Source organism: Brachybacterium sp. NPDC056505 (assembly GCF_042794925.1).
Lineage (GTDB): Bacteria > Actinomycetota > Actinomycetes > Actinomycetales > Dermabacteraceae > Brachybacterium > Brachybacterium kimchii.
Genome location: NZ_JBHTSV010000043.1, coordinates 14494 through 29879, shown reverse-complemented (window position 1 = coordinate 29879; position 15386 = coordinate 14494). Strand labels below are relative to the sequence as shown.

At 73.8% G+C, this 15386-nt stretch carries 12 protein-coding genes; all 12 read left to right on the top strand.

Going from position 1 to position 15386, the window contains the following annotated elements:
- Positions 1-1022 precede the first annotated feature (1022 nt).
- The 12 genes from ACFQ53_RS15770 to ACFQ53_RS15715 all read left to right on the top strand — a co-directional run bounded on the left by ACFQ53_RS15770 (position 1023) and on the right by ACFQ53_RS15715 (position 15344).
- Positions 1023-2279, top strand: a complete 1257-nt coding sequence (locus ACFQ53_RS15770) for a hypothetical protein (RefSeq protein WP_377861314.1) — start codon at positions 1023-1025, stop codon at positions 2277-2279.
- Positions 2276-3271 carry an HAD-IIA family hydrolase gene (locus ACFQ53_RS15765; protein ID WP_377861312.1) on the top strand — a complete coding sequence of 332 codons (996 nt, stop codon included), beginning with the start codon at positions 2276-2278 and terminating at the stop codon, positions 3269-3271. The genes ACFQ53_RS15770 and ACFQ53_RS15765 overlap by 4 nt, the downstream gene beginning before the upstream one ends.
- Positions 3268-4263, top strand: coding sequence for a TlyA family RNA methyltransferase (locus ACFQ53_RS15760; RefSeq protein WP_377861309.1), 996 nt, complete (start codon positions 3268-3270; stop codon positions 4261-4263). The genes ACFQ53_RS15765 and ACFQ53_RS15760 overlap by 4 nt, the downstream gene beginning before the upstream one ends.
- Positions 4260-5204 carry an NAD kinase gene (locus ACFQ53_RS15755; RefSeq protein WP_377861307.1) on the top strand — a complete coding sequence of 315 codons (945 nt, stop codon included), beginning with the start codon at positions 4260-4262 and terminating at the stop codon, positions 5202-5204. The genes ACFQ53_RS15760 and ACFQ53_RS15755 overlap by 4 nt, the downstream gene beginning before the upstream one ends.
- Positions 5205-5216: 12 nt before the next feature.
- The gene (gene recN, locus ACFQ53_RS15750; protein ID WP_377861304.1) at positions 5217-6959 is read left to right on the top strand and encodes a DNA repair protein RecN; all 1743 of its coding nucleotides are present in this window, start codon (positions 5217-5219) and stop codon (positions 6957-6959) included.
- Entirely contained in the window at positions 6956-8137 is a 1182-nt protein-coding gene (steA, locus tag ACFQ53_RS15745) for a putative cytokinetic ring protein SteA (protein WP_200500498.1), read from the top strand. The genes recN and steA overlap by 4 nt, the downstream gene beginning before the upstream one ends.
- A gap of 12 nt (positions 8138-8149) precedes the next feature.
- Positions 8150-9181, top strand: coding sequence for a copper transporter (locus ACFQ53_RS15740; RefSeq protein WP_377861301.1), 1032 nt, complete (start codon positions 8150-8152; stop codon positions 9179-9181).
- Positions 9178-10050, top strand: coding sequence for a hypothetical protein (locus ACFQ53_RS15735; RefSeq protein WP_377861298.1), 873 nt, complete (start codon positions 9178-9180; stop codon positions 10048-10050). Before ACFQ53_RS15740 ends, ACFQ53_RS15735 begins: the two co-directional genes overlap by 4 nt.
- Positions 10047-11687 (top strand): murein biosynthesis integral membrane protein MurJ, encoded by a 1641-nt coding sequence (gene murJ / locus ACFQ53_RS15730; protein WP_377861296.1) that lies wholly within the window; start codon positions 10047-10049, stop codon positions 11685-11687. The genes ACFQ53_RS15735 and murJ overlap by 4 nt, the downstream gene beginning before the upstream one ends.
- On the top strand, positions 11684-12829 hold the full coding sequence (locus ACFQ53_RS15725) for a glycosyltransferase (RefSeq protein WP_377861293.1): 1146 nt from the start codon (positions 11684-11686) through the stop codon (positions 12827-12829). Before murJ ends, ACFQ53_RS15725 begins: the two co-directional genes overlap by 4 nt.
- 212 nt (positions 12830-13041) lie before the next feature.
- Positions 13042-14760, top strand: coding sequence for a CTP synthase (locus ACFQ53_RS15720; protein WP_377861317.1), 1719 nt, complete (start codon positions 13042-13044; stop codon positions 14758-14760).
- Entirely contained in the window at positions 14757-15344 is a 588-nt protein-coding gene (locus tag ACFQ53_RS15715) for an NUDIX domain-containing protein (protein WP_377861291.1), read from the top strand. Before ACFQ53_RS15720 ends, ACFQ53_RS15715 begins: the two co-directional genes overlap by 4 nt.
- Positions 15345-15386 lie beyond the last annotated feature (42 nt).

Genomic DNA, 15386 nt, shown 5'->3' with positions numbered 1-15386 from the left:
CGCCGGACGTTTTTTGTGGAGAGGGTTGTGGCTCGTTGCCAGCTGCTCCTCGGGCTCGTTTGATCGGGTTCGGGTGGAGCGCGGTGACGAGCCACAACCCTTTTCCGCGTCCATGTGCATTTTTTCTCGCCGCTGCGGTGTTTGAACTGAGGCGGCCAGGGATTGCGTGCACGCGCAGTCACACGTTAGGCGATGAGCATGCAGCACTGCGTGGACCGGGCTTCTCCACTCGACGGTGTTCCGACGTTACTCGGGTCGGGAGGTGCTCGTCGTCCATGACTCGGCGCGCCGCGCGGTGGGCCGGCGTTGCGGATGGCGCGTGAGCGTTTGAGGCGACGTGCGCCACGCCGCGGACTCCCCGCCCCGTGGAGTCAGTCACCGCGACCGGGAGAACCCTCGGTGCTGGTGCCGCAGTCACCTAACCTGTGAGCCCTAGGCAGTACTCATAGAGACTTTCGAGGGTGGAGAACGTGGCGGACGAGAGCACAGGGAGCCGATCGGGCGGCTCGCACGAGGACCGTGGACACTCCGGTCGCGCCCAGCATCACGGTCGTCCGCCCCGCGGAGCCGACCGTCCCCGCCAAGGCGGCCAGGGCGACGCGCAGCGGTCGCAGCGCCCGAACGATCGCTCCGGTCAGCGAAGGCAGGAGGACCGTCGGGGCCCTGGTCGGGATTCCGACCGTCGCGGTGGATACCGCGGTCAGGGAGGTAGCCGTCAGGGTGGTTCCTCCCGGAGCGGCGATGATCGGCGCGGACCTCGAGGGGACGGCGGCCAGCGGCCGTTCCGTCGTGAGGGGGAAGGTTCCGGACAGCGCAGGGACGGCGATCGCCGGAGCTATGCCCGTGACGACGACCGGCGGGGCCCTCGCCGGGATGGCCCCTCGCGCGACTCACGTCGAGACGACGACAGGCGCGGCCCCCGTCGGGAGGACGACCGCCGGAGCCCTCGCCGCGATGACGACAAGCGCAGCTTCCGGCGCGACGACAGCCGCCGCGATGGTCGCCCTGACGGCGACCGTCGCGTGCGTCGCGATGACGATTGGCGCGGTTCTCACAGGGACGACGACCGACGAGGCCCTCGCAGGGACGACGACCGGCGAGGCCCTCGCCACGATCGCGACCAGCGCGGCGGCGGGCGGTTCGGCGGCCCGAGGGACTCCTCCTCGCAGAGGCCGGGCGAGGCGCGTCGCAGCACCCGGCCGCCGGAGCCCGCTCTGGACGAGGCCATCACGGGTCGTGAGCTCGACCGGGACATCTCCGACGAGCTCCGCTCACTGCGCAAGGAGACCGCGGAGCGCACGAGCCGCCACCTCGTCGCCGCCATCGCGGCGCTCGACGAGGACGACCTGCCTCTCGCGCTGGCTCACGCCCAGTTCGCCGCGAGCATCGGCGGACGCGTCGGGATCACCCGGGAGATCTACGGCATCGCCGCCTACCGCAGCGAGGAGTTCCGCACCGCAGCCCGGGAGTTCCGCACCGCGATGCGCATCTCCGGCCGCGTGGACCTGCTGCCGATGCTCGCCGATTGCGAGCGGGGCATCGGCCGTCCGGAACGCGCGCTGGAGATCGCCGCCTCGGACGACGCCTCCACTCTCGACGTCTCCGGGACGATCGAGCTGATGATCGTCGTGGCCGGCGCCTACGCCGACACCGGCGACATCGAGACCGCCCTCGGGACGCTCGACATCCCCGCTCTGCGCAGCAAGGTCGACGGTCGCTGGCAGGTACGACTGTGGGTCGCCTACGCCGACCTCCTCGAGCGCGCCGGACGCAGCGACGAGGCGCACCGCTGGCTCACGCTGGCCGCCGATGCCGACACCGACCACGAGACGGACGCCGCCGAGCGCCTGGGCCGCCCCGTGCCGGAGCCCGAGGTCGAGGATCTGCCCTGGGACGACTCCGAGGAGCTCAGCGTCCTCGACGCCTTCGACGACTCCGAGGACGTCGAAGAATCCGACGACTCCGAGGAGCAGGAGGACGGCGCCTCCGAGAGCGACGCGCCCGGTGAGGACGATCCGTCCGAGGCGGATGCCGCCACGTCGTCGGAGGTCAATCCCGACACCGATCGGACTCGGGAGCCCGTGGATGGTGCCGAGGATGACGGCGGGCAGGAGCGCGAGCACGAGCGCAACGAGCTCGAGGACGAGGAGCACGAGCGCGACGAGCCCGAGGCCGACGAGCAGAAGCCCGAGGAGGACGCGCAGGACGAGGCGGGGGAGCCCCGTGACGAGACTGCGGTGACCGAACAGGCGGATCGTCAGCAGGAGCCGCAGGCATGAGCGCCCGCGGACACGACCTCAGCATGCTCGAGCGGTACGACGCCCTCCTCCTCGACCTCGACGGCACCCTCATGCACGGCACGCATCCCATCCCTCACGCCGCGGAGGCCGTGCGCACCGCGCGGGATCGGGGCCTGAAGATCGGCTTCATCACCAACAACGCCTCCCGCACCCCCGAGCAGGCCGTGGCGCACCTCGCCACGGTCGACGTCGAGGCGGCGCCCGAGGAGATCGCCTCCTCCCCGCAGATCGCGGTGCAGCTCCTCGCGGAGCACGCGCCGGCCGGCTCCACGATCCTCGTGCTCGGCGCCGACGGCCTGATGGAGGCCGTCGCCTCCGCAGGGTTCACCCCCGTGCGCGAGGACGGCGACGAGGTCGCGGCCGTCGTCCAGGGGTTCTCCCCGGACCTCGGCTGGGCGCAGCTCGCAGAGGGCGGCTACGCACTGCGCCGGGGCATCCCCTGGATCGCGACCAACACCGATGCGACCCTGCCCACCGAACGGGGCATCGCGCCGGGCAACGGCGCGCTCGTGCAGGCGCTCGTGCACGCCACCGGTCGCACGCCGCTGGTGGCGGGCAAGCCCGAGCCGGCCATGTTCTCCCTCGCCGCGAAGGCGCTGGGAGCCCGCCGCCCCCTCGCCGTCGGCGATCGCCTCGACACCGACATCGAGGGCGGCAACCGCGCCGGCATCGACACGCTTCTCGTCCTCACGGGCGTCGACAGCATCGAGACCGCGCTGCGCGCCGAGCCCGTCCGTCGGCCGACGTGGATCCTGCCCGACCTCTCCTCGCTCACCGACCCCGCGCCCGAGGCCGTCGTCGACGGCGCGACGGCGCGCTGCGGAGCCGCCTCCGCCGGGCTCGAGGGCGAGGACCTCGTCCTCTCCGGACGCACGGGGACCCCGCAGGCCCTCACCGCGGCCCTCGGGCTGCTCGCGGAGCGTCTGCCCGAGAGCGCCCTGTCCGGCGCGGTGCGCACCCAGGACTCGTGACCGCGGGCGGCGGAGCCCGGCGGCTCGACGTGGCACTGGCCGCCGCGGGCCTCGCGTCCTCCCGCACCCACGCCCGTCGGATCGTCGAGGAGGGCAGGGCCCTCGTCGACGGCCGGCCCGCCCACAAGCCGTCCGCGACCGTCGCCGCGGACGCCCTCCTCGAGGTCACCGGCGTCCCCGAGGGAGGGGAGTACGCCTCCCGGGCCGCCCACAAGCTCCTGGGCGCGCTCGACGCGGCGGGGCTGGACCCGCGCGATCTCGTCTGCCTGGACGCGGGCGCGTCCACCGGCGGGTTCACCGACGTCCTGCTGCGTCGCGGGGCGCGCGAGGTGCGCGCGGTGGACATCGGCCACGACCAGCTGCACCCGCGCCTGCGCGAGGACCCGCGCGTCGCGGTGCACGAGGGCACCTCGATCCGGGGACTGGACCCCGCGGACGTCGGCGGGCCGGCGCAGCTCGTCGTCGGCGACCTCTCCTTCATCTCGCTCGTCACCCTCATGGCGGACCTCGCCGCGCTCACCGCGCCCGGCGGCGACCTGCTGCTCATGGTCAAGCCCCAGTTCGAGGTCGGGCGCCGCAGGCTCCCGCGCTCGGGCGTGGTCGCGGACCCCGCACTGCGCCGCGAGGCCGTGCTCGGCGTCGTCGAGGAGGCCGATGCCCGCGGGCTCGACCTGCGCGGCGTCGCCGAGAGCCCCCTGCCGGGACAGGACGGGAACCACGAGTACTTCCTGCATCTGCATCGTCGCGACGTCCCCTCACCCGCAGAGGACACGCACGCAGAGGATCCGCGACCCGCCGGAGCGGCGCGCAGGATCCCGCGCGCTGCCTATGACATGATCGAGCAGGTGCTCCCGCGTACGCGCGCAGGCTCCCGCGCCGGACGTCGGCGCGCGCAGGTCACGGAGCACGTCACGGAGCATGACCAGGGCCCGCGCCGGGCCGATGGGCACAGGACCGAGCTGAGGACGAGGGAAGGGGACCGCCGAGCATGAGGCGCTTCCTGCTGTACGCGCACTCGGGGCGCGCCGCCGCCCTCGAGGCGCTGATGAGAGTCCTGGCCGAGCTCGGCAACCGCGGAGTGCGCGCCGTCATCACCGACGAGCAGTACGACCAGATCCGCATGTCGCCGCCGGCGAGCCTGCCCGAGGGGCTCCTGGACATCCTGGACTCCGAGGAGGTCGACGTCGTCGACGCCGTCTCCGCGGCGGACCTCGTCGAGCTCGGCATCGTGCTCGGAGGCGACGGCACCATCCTGCGCGCCCTCGAGGTGGTGCGCGAGGCCGAGATCCCCGTGCACGGCGTGAACCTCGGTCACGTGGGCTTCCTCGCCGAGAGCGAGGTCGAGGAGCTCTCGACGACGGTGCGGCGCCTCCTGGACGGCGACTACGACATCGAGGAGCGGTCGACCATCGACATCGTCATCCGCGGCCCCAAGGACCAGATCCTCCACACCGACTGGGCGCTGAACGATGCGAGCCTCGAGAAGGCCGACCGCCAGAAGATGATCTACGTGGTCATCGAGATCGACGGCCGCCCCGTCTCCTCCTTCGGCTGCGACGGCGTGCTGCTGACCAGCCCCACCGGCTCGACCGCCTACGGCTTCAGCGCCGGCGGCCCCATCATCTGGCCTGAGGTGGACGCCTTCCTCGTCGTCCCGCTCGCCGCCCACGCCCTGTTCTCGCGCCCCCTCGTGCTGGGGCGCTCCTCCGAGGCGGCGATCGAGCTCACCGTCGAGAACCGCGACGAGGGAGTGCTCACCCTCGACGGCCGCCGCACCATCGACATCACCCCCGGCATGCGGGTCGAGGGCCGGCTCTCTCCGCGCTCCGTGCGGCTCGTGCGTCTGACCACCACACCTTTCGCCGATCGCCTCGTGGAGAAGTTCCAGCTGCCGGTCGTGGGCTGGCGCGGACGCGTCGGCCGCGACGTCTGAGCGGGAGCCGCCGTGCTCTCCACCCTCCGCATCCGCCGCATCGGCGTGATCGACGACGCCACCCTCGAGTTCGGTCCCGGCTTCACCGCGCTGACCGGCGAGACCGGCGCTGGCAAGACCATGATCGTCACCGGGCTCTCGATGCTCCTGGGCGCGCGGCTGGACCGCGGCCGTGCGGGTACCGCCGGGACCGTCGACGGCACGCTCGTGCTCACCGGCCACGACGAGCTCGAGTCGGCCCTGGACGAGCTCGGCGCCGAGGACGAGGACGGCGAGGTGCTCGTCGTCCGCCGCGTCACCAAGGACGGCCGCTCCCGGGCCCAGATCGGCGGGGTGCCCGTGCCGATCGGGACGCTGGCCCGGCTCGTCGGCTCCGCGGTCACCGTCCACGGCCAGGCCGACCAGGCCCGCCTGCGCGAGGCCGACCAGCAGCGCGAGGCCCTCGACCGCTTCGCCGGCGAGACCGTCGGCCCCCTGCTGCAGCGCCACCGCGAGCTCTGGGACCGCCAGCAGGAGCTGCGCGGTCGCATCGAGGAGCTCGAGAGCCTCGTCGCCGAGCGCGACCGCCGAGGGGACGAGCTGCGCACGGCCCTCGAGCGCATCGAGGAGGTCGACCCGCAGGACGGCGAGGACGAGAGCCTGCGCGCCCGGCTCGAGAAGCTCAACCACGCCGTGGACCTCCGAGCCGCCGCCGAGCAGGCGTCCACGCTGCTGCTCGGACAGGACGACGGCCCCGCGGCCGGCTCCCTCCTCGACCTCGCGATCGACCAGGTGCGCACCGCATCCGGCACGGACCCCGAGCTCGAGGGCACCCTCGGCAGGCTCGAGGGCCTGCGCCTCGAGCTCTCCGACGCCGCAGCCGACCTCTCCCGCTACGCGGACGGCATCGACGCCTCTCCCGGGAGCGTCGAGCAGGCCAACGAGCGCCTGCACGAGGTGACCACGCTGGTGCGGGACCTCGGGCCCGTCCTCGGCGGCGCCGCGACCATCGGCGAGCTGCTCGAGAGCTCCCGCACCGCCGCCGCCGACCTCGACCGCTTCGAGGGCGCCGAGACCGAGCTGTCCGCCGCCCGCGAGGAGATGACGGGCCTCGAGACCGCCCTCGACGAGGCCGCGGAGGCGCTCACCGGGGCCCGGCGCGACGCCGCCTCTCGCCTCGCGCGCGCCGTCGAGTCCGAGCTCGTCCACCTCGAGATGCCGCAGGCGAGCCTCGAGGTCGAGGTCGCCCCGCACTCGCCCCGTCCGCACGGCCGCGATCGCGTGGCGTTCCTCCTCGCGCCCCACCCGGGCGCCGACCACCTGCCCGTCGCGACCGCCGCGAGCGGCGGCGAGCTCTCGCGCGTCATGCTCGCCCTCGAGGTCGCGCTCGGCTCCTCCCGCGACGACCGCACCGCCGCCCCCGTGTTCGTCTTCGACGAGATCGACGCGGGCATCGGCGGCCGCGCAGCCCTCGCCGTCGGCCAGCGCCTCCAGCGACTCGCCGAGAACGCGCAGGTCATCGTCGTCACGCACCTCCCGCAGGTCGCCTCCCACGCCTCCATCCACCTGCAGATCGTCAAGCACAGCGAGGACGGCGGCACGAGCTCCACCGTGCAGAGACTGGACCGCGAGGGGCGCATCGGCGAGCTCGCCCGCATGCTCTCCGGGGAGACCAGCGAGCTCGCCCTCGCCCACGCCCGGGAGCTGCTCGACGACTCGGCGGACCCGTCGGCGCAGGAGCCGGCACAGGGGCAGGCGCCGAGGGAGGAGCGATGAGCACGACCGTCGGCACCGTGCTGGGGACCGCGCGCATCGGCCGGCGCACGAAGGACCTCACCAAGCGCCTCGAGCCCGGCGACATCGCGGTCATCGACCACGAGGACATCGACCGCGTCGCCGCCGAGGCGCTCGTCGAGAAGGCGCCCGCTGCCGTCCTCAACGCCGCCCGCTCCACCTCCGGCCGGTACCCGAACGCCGGGCCGCAGATCCTCGTGGACCACGGCATCGCGCTCGTCGACGACTGCGGCCCCGAGCTGTTCGAGAAGGTCCGCGAGGGCGCCCGCCTCACCGTCGCCGACGGCGTCGTCCGCGAGGGCGGGAGCACGCTCGCGCGCGGGACCCGCCAGGACCCCGCCACGATCGCCGCCTCCCTCGAGGCCTCCCGCGAGGGCCTCTCCGAGCAGCTCGAGCTGTTCGCCCGCAACACCCTGGAGTACATGCTCCTGGAGAAGGACCTGCTGCTGGACGGCGTGGGCGCGCCCGAGGTGCGCACCGTCATGGACCGCCGCCCCGTCCTGATCGTCGTGCGCGGCTACCACTACAAGGAGGACCTCGCGACGCTCGGTCCGTTCCTGCGCGAGAACCGACCCGTGGTGATCGGCGTCGACGGCGGCGCCGACGCGGTCCTCGAGGCCGGCTGGAAGCCCGACATGATCATCGGGGACATGGACTCCGTCTCCGACAGGGCGCTGGCATCGGGCGCCGAGCTCGTCGTGCACGCCTATCGCGACGGCCGCGCCCCGGGCATGGAGCGCCTGGCGGAGCTCGATCTCGCCGAGGACGCCGTGGTGTTCCCCGCCGCCGGCACCAGCGAGGACATCGCGATGCTCCTGGCCGACGAGAAGGGCGCGAGCGTGATCGTGGCCGTCGGCACCCACGGCACCCTCGAGGAGTTCCTCGACAAGGGCCGCGCCGGCATGAGCTCGACCTTCCTCACCCGGCTGCGCGTGGGCTCCAAGCTCGTGGACGCCAAGGGCGTCTCCCGGCTCTATCGCCAGCGGATCTCCACCCTGCAGCTCGTGCTGCTGGCCGTCGCCGGCCTGCTCGCCCTCTCCGTGGCCATGTGGGCCACGCCCGGCGGACAGGCGCTCTTCCAGATCCTCGGTGCACGATGGGACGACGCCATCTCATGGTTCACCTCCCTGTTCGCCACCCGACCCGCCACCGGAACCTAGGAGCCTCGGTCCGTGATCGACTTCCGCTACCACCTGGTCTCCCTGATCTCCGTGTTCCTCGCCCTCGCGGTGGGGATCGTGCTCGGGGCCGGACCGCTGCGCGAGAACCTGGGCTCCCAGCTCACCGGCCAGGTCGAGCAGCTGCGCACGGAGAAGGACGACCTGCGCACCTCCAACGACTCTCTGACCTCGCAGAACGACGAGCTCAGCGCGTTCATCTCGCAGACCTCGCCCGAGCTCGTCGCGGGCACCCTGAGCGGACGCAGCACCGCCGTGGTCTACGACGACGACTCGGTGCGCAACCAGGTCAGCACTCTCGACTCCCTGCTGGACGAGGCGGGTGCGGGCACGCCGCTGAGCGTGCGCCTGGACAGCTCCCTGTGGGACCCCGAGCAGGAGGACACCCGCACCACGGCCCTCGACTCCCTCCGGGAGGCGGACAGCGCGCTCGTCACGGCGGCCGAGTCCGACACCGATTCCAGCTCCGGTGCTCTCTCCACGATCATCGGCCACCTGCTCGTGGACACCTCGATCGGCGACGAGCAGCGCCAGAAGCTGTGGGCCGTGCTGACGGACGCCCGCCTCGTCGACGTCGACGGCAGCACCGACGCCCCCGTGGACTCGATGATCTTCGCGAGCGCCGCGCCCACGGACCTCACCGTGGGCGGGGACGACGCCTCGACCGCGGCCGAGCGCGCCCAGATGCTGCTCGAGGCCCAGACCGGGCTGCTCGAGCGCATGGTCGGCGCGAAGATCCCCACGGTGGTCTCGGGCTCGACCCCCTCGAACGACGACAGCGCGGGCCTGCTGCGCACGGTGCGCGGGGACTCGCGCTTCACCGACCTCTCCAGCGGCGACCGCCTGCAGGAGCCCGACGGGCCGACGATCGCCGTGCTGGCCCTCGCCGAGCAGGTGCGCGGCGAGCAGGGGAGCTACGGGACCGCCGCCGACGCCCAGGACCGCGTGCCGGAGGTGCCCGGCGGGTCCGGGGACTCCTCGGGCTCCGGGTCGGGATCCGGCGCGAGCGACGGAGGCGAGGGATGACCGGTGGGATCTCCGGCGCCCTGCGCCGTACGAACCACGCCGGTCGCAGCGTGACCCTCGCGGAGGGCGTCGCCGTGGCCGGCGGAGCGGTGGCCGCTCTCGCCGCGCGCGGCCTGCGCGGCGATGCGCTCGCCGTCGCCGCCGTCGGCGGACTGGGTCTCGCCGACGACGTCCTCGAGCCCTGGCTGCGCTCCCGCGGGATCACCCCGACCAAGGGACTGCGCGGCCACCTCGGCGCCCTGCGGCGCGGACGCCTGACCACGGGCGCCGCGAAGGCCCTGGGGATCCCCGTGGTCTGCCTGCTCGACGCCGCCGTGGCCCGTGTCCGCACGGCGAGGACCCTCGGTCCGGACGCCGGCGCGCCGACGGCTGCGCGCGCCCTCCCCGCAGGAGCCGGTGCCGGGGCCGGCGCCCTGGTCGACGCGGGAATCGCCGCGGGCGCCGCGAACCTCGCGAACCTCCTGGACCTGCGCCCCGGGCGCGCGCTCAAGGCCACCACGGCCTGCGCGCTCGTGCTCGCCCTCCCTCCCGCCCGCAGTCCGCGCGCACGGGAGGGCAGGACCCTCGCCGCGATCGCCGCCGTCGCCGGGCTCGCGGCCCTGCCCGGCGACCTCGCCGAGCGCGGCATGCTCGGCGACACCGGCGCCAACGCCCTCGGCGCCCTGGTGGGCGCGGCGGCCGCGCGCCGGCTCCCCGCGGGACCCCGCCTCCTCGTGCTCGGCGGTCTCGGGGCCCTCACCCTCGCGAGCGAGCGCGTGAGCTTCAGCGCCGTCATCGACGCGACGCCCGCGCTGCGCCGCCTCGACCGCTGGGGCCGCCGCGCATCCGATCCCGCGGGATCCGAGGACGAGGGGAGCACTCCCGCATGAGCGCCCCGTCCTCGACCGCACGGGTCATCGTGCGCGGCGCGACCATGATCCTCGTGGTCACCCTCGTCGCACGCATCGTCGGCTTCCTGCGCTACCTCGTCTTCGGCGCGAGCGTGGGCGCCGGTGACGTCGGCACCGCGTACTCGAGCGCGAACCTCGTCCCGAACCTGCTGTTCGAGGTCGCTGCCGGCGGCGCGCTCGCCGCGAGCGTGGTCCCGCTCGTGGCGGGACTGGTCGAGAACGACGAGACCGGGGAGGGCAGGCGACGGGCCGACGGCATCATCTCCGCGATGCTGAGCTGGATGCTCCTGCTCACGATCCCGCTCGCCCTCCTCGTCGGCCTGCTCGCCGGGCCGATCGCCTCGCTCGTCCTCACCAGCGGCGACTCCGACGAGTCGGTCGTCGAGCTCGGTGCGTCGATGCTGCGGATCTTCGCGCTGCAGCTGCCGATGTACGGGGTGACGGTGGTGCTGGGCGCGTACCTCCAGGCCCGCAAGCGGTTCCTGTGGCCCGCCCTGGTGCCGCTGCTGTCCTCGCTCGTCGTGATCATCTCCTACCGCGTGTACGCTGCCGCGGTGCCCGCCGTGGCGACGGCCTCGACGATCTCCCCGTTCGCGCACGGAGTGCTCGCCTGGGGCACGACGGCCGGGGTCGTCGTGATGGCGCTGTCGGTGCTCGTGCCGGCCGCACGCGCCGGGCTTCGCCTGCGCCCCACCCTGCGGATGCCCGCCGGGATGGGCAGCAGGGCTCTGCGCCTCGCGGGAGCCGGGCTCGGCGCGGTCGGCGCACAGCAGCTCGCCCTCGCGCTCGTGCTGCTGCTGGCGATGCGCACGGGCGGCACCGGCACCCTGCCCGTGTTCCAGTACGGACAGGCGATCTACCTGCTGCCCTACGCCGTGCTCGTGGTCCCGCTGATCACGAGCGTGTTCCCGCACCTGTCTGAGCAGCGCCTGGTCGGGGACCTGCGGGGCTTCGCCGTCACCGCCCGCGCGTCCCTGCGCTCGGTCGTCGTGATCGGGACCGTGGGCGCGGCGACGCTGTTCGCCGCCGGCCCGGCCCTCGAGGCCTTCTTCCACCACATCGACCGCGCGGGCGCGGTCGGCGTCGGCGCGGTCGTCGCCGCCCTCTCCGTGGGGCTGATGCCGTACGCGATCACCATGCAGTGCACCCGGGTGCTGTCCGCCGCGATGCGGGCGCGGGACGCGTTGCTCGTGGGCTCCGTCGGCTGGGTGGTGGGCGGGATCCTCATCGTGGTCGTGGCGGTGCTCTCGAACTCCGGCAGCTCGGCCGTGGCCGCGACCGCCTTCGCCTTCGCCCTGAGCGCGGGCATGTGGGTCTCGGGCATCACCGGCCTCGCGCGGGTCGCCGATCTCCTCGAGGGCGTCGAGGGCGGTGCGCCCCTGGTGCGCGTCGTGCCGATCGGGGCCGTGGTCTCCGTGGCCGCGGCGATCCCGGGACTGCTCCTGGGACGAGCGATGGTCACCCAGGGCACGTCCGAGCTGCTGTGCGTGCTGATCGGGGTGCTCACCGGCGGCATCGGCATGGTCCTCGCCCTCGTCGCCATGACCCTCGCCGACCGCCGCACCGCGGCCTCGCTGCTGGCGCGTCTGCGCCGCGGGCGCACGGAGCAGGCGTGAGGCGCACGCAGGAGGGGGAGCGGCCGTCCGCCGACCGCACGCCCCGCGTGCTGATCGTCGAGCCCGCCGCGAGCGGGGGGCTGGCGGCGCACGTGCGGATGGAGCGCGCCGTGCTCGCGCAGGCCGGTGTCGAGCTGCCCGAGGCAGGCGTGCGGATCTCCTCGCGCCCCGCGCCGGCGGACGTCCGCACCGTGCGCACCCTGCGCGAGCGCATGCGCGCGTCCGGCGTTCGTGCCACGGTCGACGCGGTCCATGCCCATGGGCTGCGCGCCGGGGCGCTCGCCGCGCTCGCCCGCGGGCCGCGCGGCCGCGGACCCCGCCTCGTGGTGACGCTGCACAACCGCGTCGTCGGACCGCGCGCGGTGCGCGCCATGGGGCGCCTGCTGCTGCGGGTCGTCCGCTCCCGGGCCGACGCGGTCCTCACCGTGTCCCCGGACCTCGACCCGCTCGTGCGGGGCGTCCCGGAGGTCGAGCACGCTCTCATCCCCGCGCTGCCCGGGCCCGAGGCGCACGCCGCCGCGCGGGTGACCGCACCCGACGCGTCGGCGGATCCCGACCGGGACGAGCCCGGCGAACCCGTTGAACCCGTTGAACCCGACGAGCCCGGCGTGCTCGACGTGCTCGTCGTCGCCCGGCTCGCCCCGCAGAAGGGGCTCGACGACCTTCTGGACGCCCTGGGCCTGCTCGTCGCCGAGGCCGTCCCGGCCGCTCCCGGGCTCCGCGTGCGGATCGCGGGGGACGGGCCCCTCGCGTCCCATCTCAGCGGGCGCATCCGCGCCGAGCACCTTCCCGTCGAGCTGCTCGGCAGGCGCGAGGACGTTCCCGATCTGCTCGCCGACTGCGACCTCGTGGTCTCCTCGGCGCTGTGGGAGGGACAGCCGGTGTTCCTGCAGGAGGCCCTGCGCGCCGGCCGCGCGATCGTCGCGACCGACGCCGGCGGCACCCGCCTGGTCACGGGACGGACGGCGCACCTCGTCCCCGTCGGGGACCCGGCCGCCCTCGCCCGCGCGATCACGTCCCTGCGCGAGGAGGAGGCGCGGCGGAGCGCCGAGCGGGCCTCCCGCGAGCGCTCCCACGAGCTGAGCGGACCCGACGACCTGCTCGCGCAGCTCACGCAGGTCCTGAGGATCTCCCTGCGCTGACGCGGCCGTCCGTGGCCCGACGGCGCCCCATCCGCATGGAACACCTCGCACATCCGCGGGTGTCGGGAGCGCCGAGGGGCCGTTCGATGCTAGGTTGAGACTCCGTGGCAGACAGCAGCGTGAACCCCCCGCGAACCCCGTCCGCATCGACCGCCCGCCCCGGCTCCGGCCCGGCAGCGAAGCCCTTCCGGAATCCCGGCACCACCAAGCACATCTTCGTCACCGGCGGCGTCGTCTCGAGCCTCGGCAAGGGGCTTACCGCCTCCTCGCTCGGGATGCTCCTGAAGAACCGCGGCCTGCGGGTGACCATGCAGAAGCTGGACCCGTACCTCAACGTGGACCCGGGCACCATGAACCCGTTCCAGCACGGCGAGGTCTTCGTGACCGAGGACGGCGCCGAGACGGACCTCGACATCGGCCATTACGAGCGGTTCCTCGACGAGAACCTCTCGGCCGACTCCAACGTGACCACCGGCCAGGTGTACTCCGGCGTCATCGCCAAGGAGCGCCGCGGCGAGTACCTCGGCGACACCGTCCAGGTCATCCCGCACATCACGAACGCCATCAAGGAGTCGATGCGCGCTCAGGCGAGCGACGAGGTCGACGTGGTCATCACCGAGATCGGCGGCACCGTCGGCGACATCGAGTCCCAGCCGTTCCTCGAGGCCGCCCGGCAGGTCCGCCAGGACGTCGGTCGCGACAACGTCTTCTTCGTGCACGTCTCCCTGGTGCCCTTCATCGGCCCCAGCCAGGAGCTGAAGACCAAGCCCACGCAGCATTCGATCGCGGCCCTGCGCTCGATCGGCATCCAGCCCGACGCCATCGTGCTGCGCGCCGACCGTGCACTGCCCGCCTCGGTGAAGGCGAAGATCGCCTCCATGTGCGACGTGGACCTCGACGCCGTCGTCACCTGCCCGGACGCGCCCTCGATCTACGACATCCCGCACGTGCTGCACGACGAGGGCCTGGACGCCTACGCGATCCGCCGCCTCGACCTCCTCAGCCACGACGTCGACTGGTCGCTGTGGGACGGGCTCCTCGAGCGGGTCCACCACCCCGAGTACGAGGTCGCCGTGGGCCTCGTGGGCAAGTACATCGACCTGCCGGACGCCTACCTCTCGGTCACCGAGGCGCTGCGCGCCGGAGGCTTCCACCACGACGCCCGCGTGAAGATCTCCTGGGTCGAGTCCGATGCCTGCTCCACCCCCGAGGGCGCCCAGGCGGCCCTCAAGGACCTCGACGCGATCGTGGTGCCCGGCGGCTTCGGCATCCGCGGCGTCGACGGCAAGGTCGGCGCACTCCGCTTCGCCCGCGAGAAGGGCATCCCCGCCCTCGGCCTGTGCCTGGGCATGCAGTGCATGGTCATCGAGTACGCCCGCACCGAGCTGGGCTGGGCCGATGCGCAGTCCACCGAGTTCGAGGCCGACACGGCGCACCCCGTGATCGCGACCATGACCGAGCAGGCCGACATCGTCTCGGGCGAGGGCGACCTGGGCGGCACCATGCGCCTGGGCGCCTACGACCACGAGCTCACCCCCGGCAGCCTCGCCGCCCGCACCTACGGGACCACGAAGGTCTCCGAGCGCCACCGCCACCGCTACGAGGTGAACAACGCCTACCGCAAGGACCTCGAGACGGCGGGCCTGGTGATCTCCGGCGTCTCCGCGGACCGGTCCCTCGTCGAGTTCGTCGAGCTGCCCTCCGAGGTGCACCCGTACTACATCGGCACCCAGGCGCACCCCGAGCTGAAGTCGCGCCCCACCCGGCCGCACCCGCTGTTCGCGGGCCTGATCGGCGCCGCCGTCGACCTGCAGAAGGCCACCCGTCTGCTCGAGGTCCCCGCCGAGCGCGGGGCCGAGGAGTCCGGCGAGGCGGGATCCGGCGCGGACCCCGCCGTGCCGTCCGACGGGGCCGACGAGGCCGGGGAGTGACAGGGTTGCTCCGGGACGAGGACGGCGCACGTCCGGTCCTCTCCCGGAGCACCGCGTACCGCGGCGCGATCTGGGACGTGGTGCGCGACGAGGTCGACTTCGCTCCCGGCGTCCGCTTCACCCGCGAGTACATCGCCCACACCGGCGCCGCCGCCGTGCTCGCGCTCGACGACGAGGGCGCGCGCGACGTGCGCGATGCGCGCGTGCTGCTCATCCGCCAGTACCGCCATCCTGCGGGGCGCACCTTCTGGGAGCTGCCCGCGGGCCTGCTCGACCACGAGGGCGAGGACCCGATGCAGGCCGCGGGGCGCGAGCTCACCGAGGAGACCGGCCACCGGGCCGAGCACCTCCGGCACCTGCTGGACATCCATCCCTCGGCCGGCAGCTCGAGCGAACGCATCCGGATCTTCCTCGCGACCGGCATCGGCGAGGCCGCCACGGACTTCGTGCGCGAGGACGAGGAGTCGGAGATCGAGCTGCGCTGGGCGCGCCTGGGCGAGGTGCTCGATGCGATCCGCGAGGGTCGCCTGACGAATGCGACCCTCGTGGCCGCGGTGCTCACCGTCGCGGCCTTCGGGGCCTGAGACCGGCCGGCCCGTCGCGGTCGCGCGCGCTGGGCTGCGGCC